Genomic DNA, 18,547 nt, shown 5'->3' with positions numbered 1-18,547 from the left:
TTTAAATTGGATTATAAATTTCGAGTGGTTATCGTACCTTTGATGTAGTACAACTCATTTCTAAGCAATATCTGGACATCACCCGATTCTCTCCTGGCAATTCGCATCATGACTACCTCTCCATTATTACTAAGTTCTAGATAGTAATAAGATGCGTCTTTCTCCATTTTGTCCACTGTGTAAACAATGTCCTCTATGACTTCATCAAACAAACCTATTTCTTGGTAACGCACCACTTTTTCCAACCGCTTACGCTCAGTTTCAATAATTAGCAGTTCAGCTAATTTGTAAGTTTTTATTTTCTTTCCGGTTTCATAATCAAAAACCTTAACCTTGGCATCGGTTATGGAAATGCTTGGCTTTAATTGCGCCATGGATGTCATTGCTATAATGACTGCTAAAAATGTTAAAATGTTTCTCATGCTTACTTCTATTTTGGTTATTTATTAATTAACTAATTGTTCCTGTTCCTGTCGCAGTTGTCGCTCCTGTTTGTGCAGTTGCTGTTCCTGCAGTTGTAACTGCTATTCCTGCGCTAACTGTTACTGTACCGCTTTTTACGAACGCATCTATCAAGTTGGATAGTTGCGTTGCGAATTCTTCCTTAGCATCCACATTCTTTGTCTCCATTTCCGTGAGTAATGCTACTATTCCGTTTTTCAATACTGGTTTATTCAATGCCATTTCAATCTATTTTAATAGTGAATTATATGTCGTTTCAAATACTTCCAATTCTGCGATTGTATCAGGGAGTAACCCCACACTTGGACCAGCTGGAGTATTTACCTTCAGGTTTGTGATCAGCGCGCTTAACTTGTCAAATATGTCGTGCAATGATGTTGTATCATTCTTAATGCTTATTTTCTTATCCGTTGAATCTATAGAGATGATTAATCCATCTTGAGAATATTCAATCTTTTCCGTTTCGTCGCATTTGATCATTACTAGATCATCTAATTCTCCAGTAATAGAAAGTACCAATGCTTTACTTCCAATTTTCGGAATGAGCTTTAAAAAGTCAGTAGAACCATCAACAGTTGCACGCAACCGAACGTCGGGAATTTTCAACCCGCTAGAAAGCTTTATTGTGCAAGTTTCAGAGTCTACTGATGTAACTGTCCCGAAAATTGGAAGGTTGGACATGTCGCCAACAATAGCTCTAATAAGCTCCTTTATTTTTGCGTATTCGCTCATGATAGTTTTATTCCTGTTTTAATCGTTCGAACTCCTCCAGCAGAACTAAACGAAGTTGCTACTGCAGACACGTAATATCTTCCATCTTTTTCAGGGTAGTCCAAATCAACAATGTCTGCTGAGTAAGTTGGTCTGCAGACTGGAATTAACCAACCCTTAAAACTTCCTTCGTACTTATCTGCGCTTCTCTTAATCAACTCCGCATCGGCTATTTTCTGAATGTCCGAAGCTTTCATTTCTCCAACTTTAATGTTGAATTTTTCACCTCCTGGAGTGCCGGATTTTACTGTTGTAATCTTTCCGTCTTTGTCTATTTTCTCAACTGTTATTTCAACTTTACGATCTATGGCTTTTTTATATTCTAAAGAAGAACTCTCGATGTTTCTATCGAATGCGTATTTCACTTCTCCATCTCTTTCTGAGTATGGAAAATGAACGTGCAACTCCTTTTCTTCGGTCTTGAAATAGATGTTCGCTTTCGTTTCCGATTGAAGCTTTTTCAAAACATCATAAGCCTCAGCTCTATTGATTGTGAATTTCTCATATCCGATATCATAATCACAGACTAAAGTGTATTCTGGATTCACCTGATCCAACAAACTTTGGCAGATTTTCGAAACATTTGTATTCACTAATAATTCATCTTTTACCGGCACTCTAAATAAGAATAGCGCATCTTCGCATAGAATTGTAAGCGATGAATCGTTCGTAGTTATGTCCTGGACAAATCCTGTAAATTCATTCTGCAGGTTGCCGTCGTAACCTAACTTAATATTGACCTCGGCACCTCTTCCAATTCTATCGTTGATATTCAATACTTGATTAAGTACAGCTTCAGGAAGTACAATTTTGGCACTGTCAGCCAATATCATTGCATCTGATTCGATTTCAACCGAGTCAAGCATATACAACTGGAATTTCCTCCCGTTGTGCTGAAATGATATGTCGTAATCCAATGAATACATTAGTCTTCTATTTCGAGTAAAAAATCAACACTAAAATCTGACAAGGCTGAAATTGTGTAAGCTTGAACATTCTCTCCTTTTGAGAATGGGAAGTCGAAACTTTCTACAACAATGTTGTTAATTCCTAACAGTTGAAGAGGTTCACATTGAACTTCTAATCCTGCTGGATGTGTACAATAATCTCTTAATGCCTCAAAATCATCACGTGGAAAAGTTTCTTGTGGTGATCCAGTCTCCTGGGCACCGATTAATGTTCCCACAATATTTATTTGATAATCATCCTGTGACCAATGTTCTTTAATCGTTCCAATCAATTTTGGCGCTTTTGAAACTTGGCGCTTGGTGATTATGTTTGCACCGTTAATATTGATGATTGGCTCATACGGCAAAGTGTAGAAAGGATCATTCGTTCCTCGTCGTTTAATAGACAATGGGAAGAATTGTTTTTCCTTTGGCAATGGTGTGTTTGCGTTCACTCTTAAATCATAATTTGAACCTTCCTCAACGCCACTCTCATTTTTCAATGGCAAAAAGGGTATAGGAGGAAGCACACGTTTACTCAACTCATTTTGGATGACTTGAAAACGTGGTATTTGCTTGGCTACTTTTGAACCAACCAAAGACGCTAATAATATTTCGTTACTATTGAATTTCATTATTCTGCTGCTAAATTTGCCATTGCTAATGCTCGTAGTAAGCCATCAACTGCTTGTGTTTCCAATTCTTGAACAGACTCTTTAAAGCCTGATTTACTAATATTTGAATTTTCAATTATGTTTCTTAAATTCAAGTTTATCGTTGTGTTCCGAGTTCCTCCAGTTGCAATTGCTTTATTGGTTTTCGATGCTTCAGGAGCATTTTTACCCATTGCATTTCCACCTGCAGTAATATTTTGCATTAATAATTCCTGCTGAGTAAATGAATTTTTCGCCTCTACCTTTTCAGCTGGAGCTTTTGGGTCTATTAAGTTTAGATTATTACGGATATTGGCAATTTTTTCTATCCCCGAAGTTGCTATATCTGTAAGCCCAGGAATCTTCGCCAACAATGTCAAAAGTTGTTGGACAGGATATAAAACGGCATCCAACAGAACTAAACCAATTCGTTTTAATCCTGCTATTATTCCGCCTGAAGAAAAAGCTTCTTTGATAGATTCCCAATTGTTATATAAAGCCATAACTGCATTTATAACAAAACCTAAAGGCCCTAACAACAATAAAATTGCTGCGCCCCATTCATGATACTTTTGAATAACTGCTACAATAGCCGCTACTAATGCTGCTACGGCAACAACCACCCAAGTAATAGGATTTGCTAATAAAGCTGCTGTATTTGCCCATATTGCTGTCGTCATTACCCATTGAGCGGCTGCTAATCCAAGTATTGATACTGAAAGAATACCAATTCCAATTGCAATAGGTTTAATTGCAGGGCCTACCTTTTCGTTTAGCTGTAAAAATGCTTGCATTAATTTAGAAATAATAGGAATAAAAACACTTCCTATTTGAATAGCTAATTGTGAAAGCTCACCTCTTATGTTCTCAAGTTGACCATAAGGAGTATTAGCTACACCATCAAGCATGTTGTGGAACTTTCCACCTTCACCTGTAGCCCTTTGCATAGCACCTCTTACAGCTTCAACTGTGATTTCCCCCTCTTCCATTCGTTTACGAAGTGCTCCCATACTTTCACCAGTTTGCTCACTGATCACTTGAAGAGGATTAAATCCGGCATTAATCAATTGATTCAATTCTTGACCTGCTAAATGACCTTTTCCTTGAACCTGAGCAAACGCAAGAGACAAGCTTCCCAACTTGTTTGCATCTCCCATACTGATATCACCCAATTCCTTCATAATTGGCAAAACATCAGCGTTTTTGATTCCGCTGGCCATCATTTGACCTGCCATATCATACAGCTCATCTCCAAATACAGTATCTGTAGCAAATTTGGTTAAACCATCATAAAGCGTTGTACCGATCTCTTTCAAACCTGATAACACTTGAAGCTTCATTTTCTCTTTTCCAGCTCCCATTGCTTTATTGGCTGCCATCCAAAAACCACCTACAGCCGCACCAGCTAAAGTCAAAGGGTTTTTAATAAATTCTGCACCGGGCATTGAATTAGCAAAGTCACTTCTCCAGCTTGCAATTTTACCGCCTATTCCAGCGTTCGAGATTCCTTTCTCCAACCTTGATATTTGTCTTTCTAAAGCTTTAGCTTCTTTAGTTGCCGACTTGAATTCGCTGGTAAGTACCGTGTTGAATCGAACGTTATTCACCTTTTCCAACTTGACACGTAAATCATCAATTGAGTTGGCTAAAACATCTGGACCTTTTACTGCAGTTTTTGCTTTTTGATAAACACCGGTAAATGCAGAGTTGATTTTAGGTCCTAACTTTTCTGCAGCTGAACTGGTTTCGTTCAACTTCGTTTTTGTGTGATTAATGGCATTATTCACCTTGTCAGCTATTGCGCTAACCTTGTCTTGAAGCTCGACTATGAATTTTAAATCCGCCATTATTGGTGTTTAAATCGTTTTGTTTTTAGAAGAGGAGGTAATTCTAATTACCTCCTCCTTTGTTCTCTTGTTTTCTGATGAATGTGAGTTCTTGAACTTTACAAGCCCATTCCTCATCCGATAAACTATCAGGATCAATGCCCATATAGTAGATAAGGGATGCGTTCATTACCCGTAGCCAGTCCCGATGTTCATCAATCTTTGCATCCGCTAAAGCTTTTCCAGCTTCGCCTCTTTGATCTCAATGATCTCCGGAATCTTACTGGATGCAGCTAAAAAGTAAGCATCGTCTTTTTGAATTTCTTCATCTCCTGCAACCATGCAGTTTTTTAAGATGATTTCGTTGAACTTCATCGGGTCTTTTGCCGCTATTGCACTTGCTGCACTCAAAGTCTTTCTGTCCGGAGCTTTCAAAATAGCCCATTTGTCTTCTACTTCTAACATGTGCAAAGCGCCATGCTTGGCTTTCAATGCGTTAATTTCTTCTTGAGTTGGTTTTTCCATTATTGAAAATTTTTAGTGATTTTTTTATACGCCAGGAACGACATCAAGTGCCAAGAATGGAATAGGAATTTCCATAAACTTGTCTCCTTGTGTCAATGATTTCTCATATTCACCGAAACGAATACCTGTAACTCTATCTGTGCGAAGAACTCCATTTGCTAAATAACTCACCTCCATATCAAGAGCTAGCTGAAGAATATCCTTATTTGGAGCTGACTCTTCAAGCTCCATAAGTTCACTCTGGAGAATTGATACTTCACCCTCAACAGTTACGTTTCCTCTTTGGATAGAAATTGCATTTCTACCTTTTGCATGTAGCGCTTCATTATCAGAAGTCTTTTTGTATTTGATTGCACGAATAGTCAAGAGATCCTTACCTCCTAAGATAACTGTTACCTCTGCCCATTCGTATTGTCTTGAATTAAATGCCATTTTTTATCTATTTAATGATGATTACTAAATGCTAACTGGGATGTAACCGAGTGGAACATCAATATATCTTGCATAGGCTTTTGGTGCTACTTGCAATGATTCCAATTTGATTTTTGATGTTGAAGTGATATTGTGAGTTAAGTCTACCTTTACAATCACTCCTAAATCGTTTGGATTTGTCGCATCTGTTGACAATTCTCCATTTGCAGTCATTTCTGTGAAAATTGCATTCTGAACAACTCCCTCAATTGTTTTTGCATCGATTGGAGATATAGAACCGTCTGCGTTCACATTCAAGTCTTCCAAGACATAATCTAATAATGAAGAGTAAGCAACTCTGTAAGCTTTATCGATTACTCGTCTGCGCTCTAAGAATCTATAGTCATCACTTGGTAAAGTTGCTAATGGTGAATCTGTAAAGTAATAACCACTACGGCTCACATGCTTTCTGAATGTGATATAACCTTTATCGTTCAACGCTTCAATATTTGCAACTTCTACAAGGTCATCAACTATAAACATCTCGAGAGGATTTAAAGCTCCATCACGTACCTTTCCGATGTTAACTTGTACAGCATTTTTTGCAACACGACCTGCCAAAACACCAAGCGCTGCACCTTTTGATGCAGTTGTTCCTGTGCGAGATTCTGTATCTCCCAACAAAATACCTACTCGGTTGTATTCTTTTTCTGTAAGATCTGTTAACGTTGCTTGCGTGCCTGTATAGCCGTAACCCTCTGTAAGCACAAAGAAAGGCGCATACTTATCATCTGTATAGTCTTCCGCAAATGTTTGAGCCAATGCAGCTAATTCAATTACTTCTGACTCCATCTCCTCATCAACATCCGAAACATAAGTTCCATCAGGATTGAAAAGAGCTATTAAACCTCTGATATCTCCGTTTGCTGTGTCCAACAATGTTGATGCAGGAACAATTCCAGTTGTTCCATCAGGTTTGAATTGATCGCTTAAGCTTTCGTCTCGAGCAATTGTGTAAATCCAAAGCGGTGTGCCTGAACCTCCTTCAGCATAAAACTCAGATAAGAATTTGTAAACGATGTGGTTATCAACATCATCGATAATTCCTAAAGCAGCAACATCTTTCATTGACGTTACCAAATAAGGAGTTGTGTTTGCCAAAGTTGAAGCTACTGCCTCAGCGTGACATACTAAACCGAGTAAACCGTCTGGACTCGGAACAACTGATCCAAGGTTTCCGTTTTGAAAACTAATATCTATTCCTGGTAATGGCATGTTACTTTGTTTTTTTCGTTTCTACTGCTTCAGCTCCTTTGTCTGAAGTGTCTTTTTCTTCCGTTTCAGTTTTTGCAGATGCATCCACTGATTCAGTTGAATCTTTCGGATCTTCTAAATCTTTTGAAGTCACTCCATTAATAAATGCATCTATAGCATCAATTACATCTTGCTTCGTGCCTAATTCATCAGTGTTTATTTCAAAACCTTTAGCCACTGCATCCAATTGCGGACGAGTCATACTCATGTCGTATTCTGCAGGTGATGGATTTTCATCTTCCTCAGATGCTTCCACTTCAACTTCACGCACTATATGCGCAACTTTTCCTTTTCCTTCGCCTAGTGTTTTAGCGTGATTTTTAGCAGCGTTTTCACCGTAAAAAGGGCGACCATCAGTCGTTTGATAAAACTCGTTAAGTGATGGATTGTCTTTAAAAACTTTATTCATAACTATGATTTTTTGTTAAAAAATGGATTCTTCACTTTGGCGAGAATCAGGATTATTGATACCAATAGAATGAGCATAAAAACCCTACCCATCCATATACTAATGGTTTCGTAGGTGGTCATTTCTCGTTCTACTGGATAGTATTCTGTAATGGTTTGAACAACTTTCGTTTGCTTATGCGTTTCCTTCCATTGGGCGAAGAGCTCTTGCGCTTTCTTTTCACAATCGACGTGGATGTAGTTATCTACAATCTTGATCACTGGATCCGATAATGATTCAGAATCATTTGAAACTGTTTGATGCTCAATTGAGATTTCTCCTTTAGAATTGGTACTTAATTTCGCTAAGAGAGATGCTTTTTCTTGTGGAATTCTAAAAATAGTATCTCTATCTAGGACATCAACAGTCGTTTCAGTTGTCTTATCTGAAATTATAGTTGACCCCGAGTTTCTTGAGTTTCCACATGATGTGAGAATCAAAAGTGTTAGCAATATGTATATTAGTTTTTGCACGTTGTCTTTGGTTTTAATTTGCAATCTGGACATGGGTAGTCCTGTTTTAATTTCTGAATGTCTTTATGGAGTTGCTTGTTTGAATTGGACAGATCTGTTACTGTGGTTTTCAATTCTTCAACTACCTTGTGGTAATATGCTCGCTGATCTCTGTTTGACTGAATCGACAATTCGTTTCTTTTCGCAAGGTCATCAAGCATTACCTGGTAATTTTCTATGTAAATCTTATAATTGTTTCCTTGTAGCTTTTCAATGTCTACTTCCTCCTTTTTCTGTCTCAATTTCCTACCTAACAGGTAAGCGATGACAGCTGGCACTATTGGAGCTATAATTGCCGTAATAATTAGTTCAACCATTGCTCGTATTTTATGATGGCACGCAAAAGCGCTTGGCCTGTTTTCTCCTTGAACTCTTGTGATCTTAGAATTCTAACCTCCGCATCATTAGTGTGAAATAGCAACTCAAGATAAATGGCAACGCAATTTGAAAGCGTCAGCATCATAAAGTTTGCTTCTTTGTCAGGATATCCATCGGAGAAGTCTTTTCTGACGTGAATGTTTGGAAACATAGCTTCAAACTCTTCAATCCAAAAGGTTGCTAATTGGTCGCTGTTTGTTACCCCAGGAGAAGTGAAAACTTCATGACCGTGAGCTGTTGGATTGCGGACACCATTAGAATGAATTGGCACAAGGATGCTCTTTTTTTGCGCATGAAAAGTGTTAACCTTTCGAATTCTTTCGTTCAAAGAAACATCTGTATAATCAGTAGGCTCAACCGTAAAAACAACTTCATAACCTGCATTTCTAAGGATGTTTGCCCAAGTGCATGCATACGCTCGCATTATCTCTCCTTCATAATAAACAGCACCATCAACAGGATGGAATGATCTCTTCCCGGGCGTAACATATTGTCCAGTCGATGGATTTACTCCCCCGTGTCCTGGATCTAATATAATTCTGTGTTTTCCCATTGTGGTGCTGTTTTCTCTCTGTGTGTTTTCTTGTTAATTACTATGATGCAGCATCAATGATTGCAGCCATAAACTTCTGACGAATTGGTAAAGTCATGAAGTAGTGACGGTAATTCAATTGATTAACCGGATTTGTTGGCGTTGCCGCTGAAGGCGAGAAGTATTGTTTTGTTAAACCATTTTTCTTAGCCACGTTTCCTCCGTCAAAAACAACTGATCCTTCGAAATCTGTGGCAGTTTTCACTGTACCAAAAGGTTGCTTTGTTAATGCTCCTGCGTTTGCAGCGTCAGCAAAGAATAAAGGATTTGCATCATATTGGAAGATTTTGAAACCTGCAATTTTCGGTGCAACTTCACCTTCTTTGATGTTGTTTAATTGATTTGCAAAACGTTCGCGATCTAACAATAAGTCATTCCAGTGATTGGAAGTCAATACTAAACGACGGTCAGTTTTAGACATCTTAGCAGTATCACACGCACGCTTTAAGGCTACAAGATCTTCATAGGTAAACAATCGTCTTCCTCCAGTCAATGTTCCAGTCGTTTTAATGATAGGTGTTGCAGTTGCGTTAACAGCAGGTGCTAAAGCGTGAATGGCTTTCATGAACTTGTTTTCCAACAACGCTCGAGTGTGTGGACGCACAACGTTATCGATTTTGCGATAAGATGCTCCCATAGTTTGGTCATCAGTCAAATTGGTAACTTTCGTTTCCCATTTGTCCAACTTCACAACTGCTTCGTCATCCGTAAATGCTTGCGTACCCAATGGATAAGTTGTGTTGTTCAATAAAACCTCTACATCGAAGTTTTCTAATGGTAGGTGAATCAAGTTTTGCTCGCTTGCAGATCCTGAACCTACTTCGATAATCTCTGTATCGATTTCTTCAATTCCGTCCAACCAAGGAGCTGCATCGGTGAAGCTTAATAATAAGGCGACTCTCGTTCGCCACATTTGTGGAAATAATGATGGCATAATTACTAGTTTTGCGTGAATAATTTTTCAAACTCTGCAGGGTGATCTGCTTGGAAACTCAACTTCTTTTCAGTTGACAATTTCTCGAACTCATCCATTGTTTTTGGAAGGTCACCACCTGAAGTGGAATTAATCACTTCTCCAGCCAATGTTTTTTTCGCTGGAATTTCACTTAAGAAATCTGCGGCTAATGTGAAATCAGCTTTAGCTATTTTTAAGAACTTCTCCTTTTTGTCGGCTGTGATTTTACCTTCTGTGATTGCGTTCTTAACCATAGACAATGCTTTTGCATCGTTGTCTGCTTCAACTTTACTTTCCAACGCTTCAAGCTCGCTGGTTTTAGCTTTTAATTTTGCTGTAAGTGAGGTTTTCTCACCTGCTAGCTTTTCAACTGCTGCGCTTAATGCAACTGAATCTTCATCACTTTGAAGACCTAGCGCTGTTAATGCAGCAAAACTTAATGCTACTTTTGGCATATCTATTTTGGGTTTACTGATTTGCTTAATTGATAATTTGACAGATTCCTCCGTCATTAGATCACCATCCTCTGTATAGAGCTTTAATGATTTACGATTTGATGGAATGGACACGATAGAACCTTCCATTAATTGGGATTTTCCTAATAGATAGGTCCCGTCTGGTTGAATCTCCATGTTCTTATGGCTGAAAGTCAAGCCCATTGATGCACCTTTGATAAAGCCACGGTCAACCTTTCCTTTTACTTTCAATGCTGCTGGATCTTCGATGTCGAATTCAGGATCAGCTAACAATAGTGATCCTTCGATTCTGATGTTTGTCCAACGACCAATAACCGACTCGTTAGAAGTGCGGTGGTAATCCAACAATACAGGATTGTCTTTGAATCTGTCTAGGTTCAATCCTTCATTTGAAGTCCTAAAACCGTAGCTATTCAATTCGTTTTCGTCGTTCAAAACGAAGCTGTCACCTTTTTTTGGCATAAATTCTAGTTGAATTAATAATTGATTGTTCAATCGTTCAGGTTTCAAAATTGCGGATTCTTTCAAATTGCGCCAAAATGTCATGCAACCCTTACAACGTTTTTTCAAAATCCGATTGATTTAGGTCAACTTTGCATATAAATAGTAGTATGAGATTGCAGAAACAACAACAACATGACTATGCGAAGACATTGTACACCTCCGAGAATTTAACTCAAAAGGAAATCGCAACACGTGTCAAGGTGACAGAAAAAACAGTTTCCCGATGGATTGAAAAAGGTGAATGGAAGAAATTGAGGAAATCAATGCTGATCACAAAGCAACATCAGATCTCTCAATTGTATGATCAATTGGAATTTCTGAACCTTAAAATTACAGAACGTGATTATAAGGTTGCAGAGGCAAAAGAAGCTGATGTAATTTCTAAGATCACAAGCGCAATTCAAAAGCTGGAGGTTGAAACTTCTATTGGTCAAATTGTAGAAGTTGCAAGAGACTTTATTGACTTCGTGCGTGAGATTGATTTAGAGGAAGCCAAGAAGATTACTAATCACTTTGATTTATTCATTCAATCTAAAATGAAGTAGATGGCAAAGAAGATCAGCGACAAGGCCTATTATGAAAAGTGGCAGGAGTTCAGAAAGAATATTGACAAAGCTACCCCTGTTGACTTAGATGAAAGTCAAGGAGACAAAGCCAAGCGTATCAAACGCCTTGAAGGAAATAACGAGGAGTGGTATAAATACTACTTCCCAAACTTCTATTTAAGTGAGCCAGCTCCATTTCATAAACCATCAACTAAATGCGTGATGGAAAACGCTGAGTTTTTCCTTGTACGAGCTTGGTGTCGTGAGTTGGCAAAATCGGCAAGAACAATGATGGACGTCTTAAAACTTACTGTAACTGGAAAAAAGAAGAACGTTATTCTTGTCTCCGCTACTTCTACCGATGCTGAACGTTTGCTACTTCCTTATAAGTCTATTCTTGAATCAAACAACCGTATAATTAACGATTACGGAAAGCAAGAAAGTGTTGGAAGTTGGACTGCGAGTGAATTTATCACCAAGAAAGGAGTTGCATTTAGAGCTCTAGGTGCAGGTCAATCTCCTCGTGGAACTAGAAACGAAGCTGTGAGGCCTGATGTTATTTTGATCGATGATATTGATACAGATGAAGAGGTTCGAAATAAGAAACGAATAAAAGCTAAAGTTGACTGGGTACTTGAAGCACTTTATGCCACTCGGTCGATTTCTAATCCTCTACTCTTAATGGCAGTAGGAAACATTATTGGAAAGTATACCACGATCACAGAACTTGGAAAGAAAGCTGATAGATATGAAATTGTAAATATTCGGGACAAGAAAGGTAAATCTACTTGGCCACAAAAGAATACAGAGGAAATGATTGACAGGGTGTTAAAACCTATGTCCTACAGAAATCAACAAAAAGAATACTTCAATAATCCATTGAAAGAAGGTACAGTATTTAAGGAAATTAAGTATGGTAAATGTCCACCTATTCATAAATGTGAGAAGGTTCTATTCTATGCAGATCCATCAACATCGAACAAAGACAAGAGCGGAGGTAACGCCTCAGCAAAATGTGTAATTGTAGTTGGTTATAAAAACTTCATGTATTTCGTCTACTGGATCAGACTTGATCAAACGGGCAACTCACGCTTTGTCGATTGGCTTTATGATGCTAATGATTATTTGATGGAACACAATGTCCAGATTCGAAGAGGATGGATTGAAAACAACTCCTTACAAGATGCTTTTTATGAACAGGTTATTGATCCTGAAATTAAGAAACGAGCTAAAAGACGTAAAACAAGACTTCCTCTTTCATTAGATAATAGGAATAAGCCTGATAAATTTTACAGAATTGAAGGAACATTGGATCCTATCCACAGGAGTGGAGATTTGATTTTCGACCAAAAACTAAAAGGCACTCCCGATATGGAACGAATGGAAGATCAAATGCTGGATGTTGATGTTGCTTCAAAAACAATGGATGGTCCAGATGCATTAGAAGGTTGCGTATTTAAACTTCAGGAGAATTCTGCAACGGAAGAAACTACGCATATCGTAGGTAAACGAATTTCATTTAAAAATTAAGATATGTATTTATCAATATTAGAACTCAAGACCAATAAGTACGCTTATATCCTTGACCAAATTACTGAAGGGGACGACACCATAATTGATACAGCCATTGAGGTTGCTATTGAAGAGGTGAAGGGCTATCTAATGCCGAACTTCAAGCACGAGTTTAATGATGGAAGGCTTGTTTATGATGTGGAGGCAATCTTCGCAGCTACAGGAACTGACCGTAATGCTTTGATTCTGTCTTTAACCAAAACAGTTACCATTTGGCACGTTGTTGATTTATGTAACGCAGATATCATTTATGAGCAAACCAAGGAGCGTTATGACAGAGCTTTGGAAACTTTGAAAATGATACTTGACGGAAAAATGACAATTGGATCTCTTCCTCAAGTTGACCCGGCAGTAACTGATCCTAGTGGAGAAAACAATCAACCGTTTCGATTTGGTTCGAGACCTAAATTCAATTACGAGTAATTATGGAACTATTTAATAAAGTGGCGCAAGTTATAAATGAGCGATTGGGAACAATTCAACCAGTTCAAAACTTGAAAGCTGAAAACAACGCTCATAAGGAAATCACTCGACGAGTTTTGAACCCTCAACCAAAAGCGGTTGCAAGAACTCGCATTGATTTAAAGATGTGGAATCAGGCAATTTTGGCGACGGAACGAGAGGAAGATCCGAGAAACTTCGCATTGCAAGACATTTTTACTCGTGTGATGGATGACGGCTTATTGACCTCTCAAATTGAGAATAGACAAACTAAGATGTTCTCTTTAGATTGGAATTTGAAAACTGCAAGCGGTGAAATCGACGAAGTGCAAACCGAGAAATTGAAAGATGCCGGTATTTATCGAAAATTGACAAAGCATGCAGCAAATGCTTTGTATTTTGGTTATTCACTCGTTGAGATTGGGAAATATAAAGACATTGAAAACGTTGAGCAAGTAAGTGTGAAACTCATTCCAAGAGCGAATGTAGTGCCTCAAAACGGACGTTTTTATCCTGATGTAAACGATGATAAATTTATCCTTTACCGTGAGATGCGTGAGTTTGGAACATTCTTGTTGGAGTTCGTTTCTGAAGAGCGAGGTCTCATTAATAAATCTGTGAAACATGTTTTAATGAAAGACTTCGCACAAAGCTGTTGGGCTGAATTGTGTGAGATTTATGGGATTCCTCCACGTTTCATGAAAACGGATACACGAGATCCTGCAATGTTGAAACGTGCCGAGGCAATGATGACAGACATGGGTGCAGCTGCTTGGTTTATCATCGACGAACATGAAGAGTTTGAATTTGCTGATGGTGTGTCGAGTTCTGGAGACGTTTACAATGAATTAATCAAATTATGTAACAATGAAATGAGCATGCTTATTTCAGGAGCCATAATTGCCCAGGACACTGTGAATGGAAATCGCTCGAAAGATGAGAGCGCTCAAGATGTACTTTGGGAGAAAGTAATGGAAGATATTGTGATCGCTCAAGATTACTGGAATAAAACTATTCTTCCAGCGTTGAAGCGAATTGGATTTATTACCGGTGATGTGAAATTGCGTTATGACATACCTGAAAATTTAGACGAACTATGGAAAAAAGTTATTGCAGTAATGCAATATGCTGAGGTAGATCTTGAATGGGTAGAAGAGAAATTCGATATTAAGATTATCGGTAAGCGTGAGGTTGTTCAAAAGCTTAAAGCTGATGACGGACTTTTTCTCTAGCCCCGACGATTAGGTCGGGGAGTAAGCAGTATTTTGAAAGTTTGCATTTGCGACTGGAGGGAATCTATTCAGATTATTGCGATGACTGCCACAAATTGAAAGTCAATTTAAACGCTGATGAAACGCCAATTAATTCACCTTTAAAGGAAGTTGAAGAAGCTTATAAGAAATTGCTAGCTGCAGGTGCTTATGTCTCTGCTGACATCATGAAATATAAGGGGTTGATTAACGCAACTTATAAGGTTTTCAAAACGGCATTAAAGAAAGGAATTGCGGATAACGTCATCCCAAAAGCAATGTTAACAAGTTTGGAAAATGATGTATTTGTGTTTTCTGCATTGAAAACGCATTCACAACTAAGTGAAGCATCGAGGTTATTGTTGGATGAAGACGGAAAATTGAAGAGTTTTCAAAAGTTTTCTGAAGATGTGAAAAGCATACAAGAAAAGTATAACCAAAACTATCTGGAAGCCGAGTATGAATTTGCACGAAGCTCTGCGCAAATGTCTGCGAAATGGGCAGAGGTTGAAAGTAACAAAGGACGTTACAACATTCAGTATCGAACGGCAAAGGATGATAAGGTGAGACTGGAGCATGAAGCTCTTGACGAAATTACTTTACCTGCAGACGATAAGTTTTGGGAAAAATACTACCCACCAAATGGATGGAGATGTAGATGTACAGCTTTTGAGGTTAGAAAGTCGAAGTATGAAGTTTCGGATAGCAAGATTTCAAACAAGCTTGGAGCTGATGCAACCTCCCAAATTGGAAAGGATGGAAAGAACCGATTGGAGATTTTCCGATTTAATCCGGGCAAGGATAAAGTTGCATTCCCTCCACATCATCCGTACTACAAAGTGGCAGGTGCTAAGGCGGTAAAAGCTACTGCAGAAAAGGAAATTAAGAAGTAAGTTATGGATAAATCTAAAGAACCATATACGGATGAAGAGAAGCAGGTTATGGATGCACTTGTAAAGGCTCATAATTTATTCATCAATTTAGAAAGGACACATTCTTCCGAAATTGGTGAGTGGGTTACTTCGTTTCATCAACTTCAACACATTGTTAACGCTAGGATTTTAAGGCGAGATTATCCTGAAACTTTTAAAACATCGTAATATGCAACAGATCATTCAAAACTTCATAAAGGATGTAAAGCTCGAGCTCGACGATGAGTTTGACAGAAACTTTGAGCGAAAAGCATTCTTTGATGATGCTTGGAAACCAACTAAAATGCACAACGATAGAGGTAGTTTAATGTTGCGATCAGGGGCATTGAGGCAGAGTATTGATTCAACAATTTCAAATTATAATATTATTTACACCTCTTCTCTCCCGTACGCTTCAATTCACAATGAAGGAGGAGAAATTACAGTAACCAAGAAAATGAAAAGCTTTTTTTGGGCGATGTATTACAAGACTTCAGGAGCAGTTAGCGGTAAAGGCTCACAAAGAGATATTGCGATGAGTTCTGAGGCGAAACAATGGAAAAACATGGCGCTTATGAAGGTGGGTAAAAAGATAAAGATTGAACAAAGGCAGTTCATCGGAGATCACCCAAATGTTGGCAAAGCGGTTGAGGAAGTGTTCCTGGACACGAAGGTAGAAATTAGAGATTATTTAATTAAAGAATTCAAGAAATGATTGAAGTTATTACAGCAACGCAAAATTTGTTGGCAACTGAGGTACCTGCTGCAAAGTATGTTGATGAGAATTGGGGACAATTGGATTATTATTCTCCAAACTTCCCGGTGCAATGGCCTTGTATATTAATTGATGTGAATGCAGCGAACTTTACCAATATTGGAAAGGATAGATCTGCAACGCCTGAGAATAGACAAATGGGTGAGTTCTCGCTTGAGTTGAGGATTGCCAACCTGAAACTAACCAATACGAGCTACCAAGCTCCAACAACACAGAAAACACAAGCAAGAAGTATTTGGACTCTTATTGACGAAGTGCATAAGGTGGTGCAAGGCTTTGAGCCTGACGTGATGTTTGGGAAGTTGATTCGAACGGGATGGCGTAGAGTGCCGAGAGAGGATGGGGTGCAGGAATATGCGGTTTATTATAGGGGGAAGGCGGATAATGTTTAAATAACTAAAAAAACTAGGGCTTATCCTAATCACCCTAGTTCAAACCTAATAGTTTACTTTACTCGGAAGCAGAATGGTTTCCCATTCTTACGGTAAATTCGCTTTCCCTTCACTGTGATGTACATAGTGAATACGAGTTTACCCTCTTCCTTTTTTTGTTTGTTATTACTCATGCGAAAAAAGTATTAGCAGGTATTTAATATCGGCCAAAAAGACTTCCTAGGTCTTACACCCGTGTTACGCCTATTCCGATTTTCGGACAAAAAAAAGGCCCAGTTCTAGGAAAACCGGACCTTTAATCTTTTTTTGCAACCCAAGACAAATAATTTCTTTTTTCGTTGCTGAGTAATAACAGTGCAATTATAATACTTTAATTGCATCTACGCAACTATAACGCTATTATTTCACAAATATTAAGTGAATGCGGAGCGATTGTAGTTGTTAATCTTCTTTGTGTTCTGACCTACCACTCATAATGCACTCTAATTCTAACGCCGTAGTTGGCCCATGTAATTCTCCTATTGCATTAGCAAAATTTGTTCTAGGAGAAACTAAGTTACTTACTCGAGTTGCAATAACTTTCGCTCCCGGACTAAAAACCTCATTTATTGGTAAAACTCCGTCGGACGCCATAAGTTTACTGTAAAGAGATTGAGTATCTAAGAATTCCTCTTCGATTTCTATTGTAAGGATTAGTTTTGTTTTCATATTAAACGATTTTATAATAAACGAATTCACTATTATTTTGTTCCCAAGCGTGAAATCCAATGCCGTTTCGGTTTTCTCCAACTGTTGCTGTGCCTAGATATCCTTTAGTATGGATTTCTTTGTCCGCCACAGGATGCCAATAACATAGAAAGTTTGCGTTTTCATCTGGCCCCACGAAAGGCTCGAGGTCGATTATTAGTTTACACTTGCCGGTTGGTAATCCATCAACATGCCGATTTAACCAGCCTTCCTTTGCTTTTGTGTTTTTCATAATTCAAATATAGGGTAAAATAATGTTTAATGTTTAATGGTTAATTATTAATGGTTAACTTCTTCACCATCCACATACATTCTAACATTCCAAACATCGTCTAGTCCAACGACCTTATACTCGTTAGTGACTACGTATTCTTTGGCTTTTGGATATTTCGATTTAAGATCATCTATAATCAACATTGCACGTGAGTGTATGATGTCTTGTTCCTTTTTTTGTACTTCGAATGTTTTCATATTACTTTAGTAAAATTTAAAACCAATCCTTTTCTCTTCTTGCTCAAGTTCTTTAGCCTTTTTCTCAAAGTGCTCTGCTCGCTTTTCGTGGTGCTTTTGCTTTTTCTTAAGATCTTTGATTGTTTGTTTTGTGTCTTTTTTGCTCATTTTTTGGTCATTTTTGGAGAATTCGAAAGGCTTCTAGTCTTAGAATATTGCGAGATTATCTTTAAATCTCGCAAAACCTCGCATTATTTACTGGTTTTTTTTGGTCATTCTTGGACAATTCAAAAAAGTGAAAGTTGGTTAGGATCTACGAAATCTTTATCTCCTTCGTATTGAAGTTCGGATGGCTTCATGCCTTTGATGGTCATCCATGTGCGGTAAGAGATGTAGATGTGATGCTTAGGGAATACTTTTTGAACAATAAACGTGTCAGGAATATCCTCCTGCTTAACCTCTGAATAGATTTGCAATATCCTTCTGAATGCTTTGAGTTTGTTTTTTGGATTATATGCCATAAGGAGCTGAGAAGTATGGTACAATGCAAATATAAGGAGTTAATGTGCTCATAAATAATTGAGCATAAAAAAAAGCCTTAACCGAACGGCTAAGGCTTTTCATTGAATCTAAAACTCGTATATGGCAATACTGTTGATTGCGAAGATACGGGTTATTTGTATTGATAAT

Annotated in this window: 29 protein-coding genes; 8 read left to right on the top strand and 21 right to left on the bottom strand. The window is 38.1% G+C overall.

Features of this window, described 5'->3' with window-relative positions:
- Window positions 1–11: 11 nt before the first annotated feature.
- The 16 genes from C6368_RS14640 to C6368_RS14570 form a co-directional block, all read right to left on the bottom strand.
- On the bottom strand, window positions 12–374 hold the full coding sequence (locus C6368_RS14640) for a hypothetical protein (RefSeq protein WP_107039973.1): 363 nt from the start codon (window positions 372–374) through the stop codon (window positions 12–14).
- Between the two features lie 76 nt (window positions 375–450).
- Window positions 451–684 carry a hypothetical protein gene (locus tag C6368_RS14635; RefSeq protein WP_107039972.1) on the bottom strand — a complete coding sequence of 78 codons (234 nt, stop codon included), beginning with the start codon at window positions 682–684 and terminating at the stop codon, window positions 451–453.
- Between the two features lie 6 nt (window positions 685–690).
- Window positions 691–1,194 carry a hypothetical protein gene (locus tag C6368_RS14630; protein WP_107039971.1) on the bottom strand — a complete coding sequence of 168 codons (504 nt, stop codon included), beginning with the start codon at window positions 1,192–1,194 and terminating at the stop codon, window positions 691–693.
- Window positions 1,191–2,159 carry a hypothetical protein gene (locus C6368_RS17480; protein ID WP_107039970.1) on the bottom strand — a complete coding sequence of 323 codons (969 nt, stop codon included), beginning with the start codon at window positions 2,157–2,159 and terminating at the stop codon, window positions 1,191–1,193. The genes C6368_RS14630 and C6368_RS17480 overlap by 4 nt, the downstream gene beginning before the upstream one ends.
- Entirely contained in the window at window positions 2,159–2,815 is a 657-nt protein-coding gene (locus C6368_RS14620) for a DUF6046 domain-containing protein (protein ID WP_107039969.1), read from the bottom strand. The genes C6368_RS17480 and C6368_RS14620 overlap by 1 nt, the downstream gene beginning before the upstream one ends.
- Window positions 2,815–4,680, bottom strand: coding sequence for a tape measure protein (locus tag C6368_RS14615; RefSeq protein WP_107039968.1), 1,866 nt, complete (start codon window positions 4,678–4,680; stop codon window positions 2,815–2,817). Before C6368_RS14615 ends, C6368_RS14620 begins: the two co-directional genes overlap by 1 nt.
- A gap of 43 nt (window positions 4,681–4,723) precedes the next feature.
- A complete protein-coding gene (locus tag C6368_RS17555) occupies window positions 4,724–4,849 on the bottom strand; it encodes a hypothetical protein (protein ID WP_262494884.1) in 126 nt (41 codons plus the stop codon).
- Between the two features lie 41 nt (window positions 4,850–4,890).
- Window positions 4,891–5,184, bottom strand: a complete 294-nt coding sequence (locus tag C6368_RS14610; protein WP_107039967.1) for a hypothetical protein — start codon at window positions 5,182–5,184, stop codon at window positions 4,891–4,893.
- 24 nt (window positions 5,185–5,208) lie between these two features.
- Window positions 5,209–5,616, bottom strand: a complete 408-nt coding sequence (locus C6368_RS14605; RefSeq protein WP_107039966.1) for a hypothetical protein — start codon at window positions 5,614–5,616, stop codon at window positions 5,209–5,211.
- A gap of 24 nt (window positions 5,617–5,640) precedes the next feature.
- A complete protein-coding gene (locus C6368_RS14600) occupies window positions 5,641–6,870 on the bottom strand; it encodes a DUF2586 family protein (protein WP_107039965.1) in 1,230 nt (409 codons plus the stop codon).
- A 1-nt stretch (window position 6,871) separates the two neighbouring features.
- Window positions 6,872–7,318, bottom strand: a complete 447-nt coding sequence (locus tag C6368_RS14595) for a hypothetical protein (protein WP_107039964.1) — start codon at window positions 7,316–7,318, stop codon at window positions 6,872–6,874.
- Window positions 7,319–7,320: 2 nt separating this feature from the next.
- Window positions 7,321–7,830 (bottom strand): hypothetical protein, encoded by a 510-nt coding sequence (locus C6368_RS14590; RefSeq protein WP_107039963.1) that lies wholly within the window; start codon window positions 7,828–7,830, stop codon window positions 7,321–7,323.
- On the bottom strand, window positions 7,818–8,186 hold the full coding sequence (locus C6368_RS14585) for a hypothetical protein (RefSeq protein ID WP_107039962.1): 369 nt from the start codon (window positions 8,184–8,186) through the stop codon (window positions 7,818–7,820). The genes C6368_RS14590 and C6368_RS14585 overlap by 13 nt, the downstream gene beginning before the upstream one ends.
- Window positions 8,174–8,800: an N-acetylmuramoyl-L-alanine amidase family protein gene (locus C6368_RS14580; protein ID WP_107039961.1), complete on the bottom strand. Its 627-nt coding sequence runs from the start codon at window positions 8,798–8,800 to the stop codon at window positions 8,174–8,176. Before C6368_RS14580 ends, C6368_RS14585 begins: the two co-directional genes overlap by 13 nt.
- Window positions 8,801–8,840: 40 nt before the next feature.
- Window positions 8,841–9,773: a hypothetical protein gene (locus C6368_RS14575; RefSeq protein ID WP_199851651.1), complete on the bottom strand. Its 933-nt coding sequence runs from the start codon at window positions 9,771–9,773 to the stop codon at window positions 8,841–8,843.
- Window positions 9,774–9,778: 5 nt separating this feature from the next.
- Window positions 9,779–10,816 (bottom strand): caudovirus prohead protease, encoded by a 1,038-nt coding sequence (locus tag C6368_RS14570; RefSeq protein WP_107039960.1) that lies wholly within the window; start codon window positions 10,814–10,816, stop codon window positions 9,779–9,781.
- A gap of 65 nt (window positions 10,817–10,881) precedes the next feature.
- Between C6368_RS14570 and C6368_RS14565 the strand changes: the two genes are divergently transcribed.
- From C6368_RS14565 to C6368_RS14530, 8 genes are all read left to right on the top strand, one after another.
- Complete coding sequence (locus C6368_RS14565; protein ID WP_107039959.1) at window positions 10,882–11,319, top strand: DDE transposase family protein; 438 nt, start codon at window positions 10,882–10,884, stop codon at window positions 11,317–11,319.
- Window positions 11,320–12,849 (top strand): hypothetical protein, encoded by a 1,530-nt coding sequence (locus C6368_RS14560; protein WP_107039958.1) that lies wholly within the window; start codon window positions 11,320–11,322, stop codon window positions 12,847–12,849.
- A gap of 3 nt (window positions 12,850–12,852) precedes the next feature.
- On the top strand, window positions 12,853–13,314 hold the full coding sequence (locus C6368_RS14555; protein WP_107039957.1) for a phage protein Gp36 family protein: 462 nt from the start codon (window positions 12,853–12,855) through the stop codon (window positions 13,312–13,314).
- Between the two features lie 2 nt (window positions 13,315–13,316).
- Window positions 13,317–14,564: a phage portal protein family protein gene (locus C6368_RS14550; protein WP_107039956.1), complete on the top strand. Its 1,248-nt coding sequence runs from the start codon at window positions 13,317–13,319 to the stop codon at window positions 14,562–14,564.
- Window positions 14,565–14,659: 95 nt separating this feature from the next.
- A complete protein-coding gene (locus tag C6368_RS14545; protein ID WP_159038620.1) occupies window positions 14,660–15,475 on the top strand; it encodes a phage head morphogenesis protein in 816 nt (271 codons plus the stop codon).
- A gap of 3 nt (window positions 15,476–15,478) precedes the next feature.
- Window positions 15,479–15,682, top strand: coding sequence for a hypothetical protein (locus tag C6368_RS14540; RefSeq protein ID WP_107039954.1), 204 nt, complete (start codon window positions 15,479–15,481; stop codon window positions 15,680–15,682).
- A 1-nt stretch (window position 15,683) separates the two neighbouring features.
- On the top strand, window positions 15,684–16,208 hold the full coding sequence (locus C6368_RS14535; protein ID WP_107039953.1) for a phage virion morphogenesis protein: 525 nt from the start codon (window positions 15,684–15,686) through the stop codon (window positions 16,206–16,208).
- 29 nt (window positions 16,209–16,237) lie between these two features.
- A complete protein-coding gene (locus tag C6368_RS14530; protein WP_234369146.1) occupies window positions 16,238–16,660 on the top strand; it encodes a hypothetical protein in 423 nt (140 codons plus the stop codon).
- 441 nt (window positions 16,661–17,101) lie between these two features.
- On the opposite strand, the gene C6368_RS14525 is transcribed toward C6368_RS14530, so the two are convergent.
- The 5 genes from C6368_RS14525 to C6368_RS14510 all read right to left on the bottom strand — a co-directional run bounded on the left by C6368_RS14525 (window position 17,102) and on the right by C6368_RS14510 (window position 18,378).
- Entirely contained in the window at window positions 17,102–17,368 is a 267-nt protein-coding gene (locus C6368_RS14525; protein WP_107039951.1) for a hypothetical protein, read from the bottom strand.
- Between the two features lies 1 nt (window position 17,369).
- Window positions 17,370–17,639 carry a hypothetical protein gene (locus C6368_RS14520; RefSeq protein ID WP_107039950.1) on the bottom strand — a complete coding sequence of 90 codons (270 nt, stop codon included), beginning with the start codon at window positions 17,637–17,639 and terminating at the stop codon, window positions 17,370–17,372.
- A 47-nt stretch (window positions 17,640–17,686) separates the two neighbouring features.
- Window positions 17,687–17,878 carry a hypothetical protein gene (locus C6368_RS14515; protein WP_107039949.1) on the bottom strand — a complete coding sequence of 64 codons (192 nt, stop codon included), beginning with the start codon at window positions 17,876–17,878 and terminating at the stop codon, window positions 17,687–17,689.
- 6 nt (window positions 17,879–17,884) lie between these two features.
- Window positions 17,885–18,025 (bottom strand): hypothetical protein, encoded by a 141-nt coding sequence (locus C6368_RS17330; RefSeq protein WP_159038619.1) that lies wholly within the window; start codon window positions 18,023–18,025, stop codon window positions 17,885–17,887.
- Window positions 18,026–18,144: 119 nt separating this feature from the next.
- Window positions 18,145–18,378, bottom strand: coding sequence for a hypothetical protein (locus C6368_RS14510; protein WP_107039948.1), 234 nt, complete (start codon window positions 18,376–18,378; stop codon window positions 18,145–18,147).
- Window positions 18,379–18,547 lie beyond the last annotated feature (169 nt).

This window comes from Brumimicrobium mesophilum (assembly GCF_003025005.1).
Lineage (GTDB): Bacteria > Bacteroidota > Bacteroidia > Flavobacteriales_D > Crocinitomicaceae > Brumimicrobium > Brumimicrobium mesophilum.
This window is presented reverse-complemented; position numbering and strand designations above follow the sequence as displayed.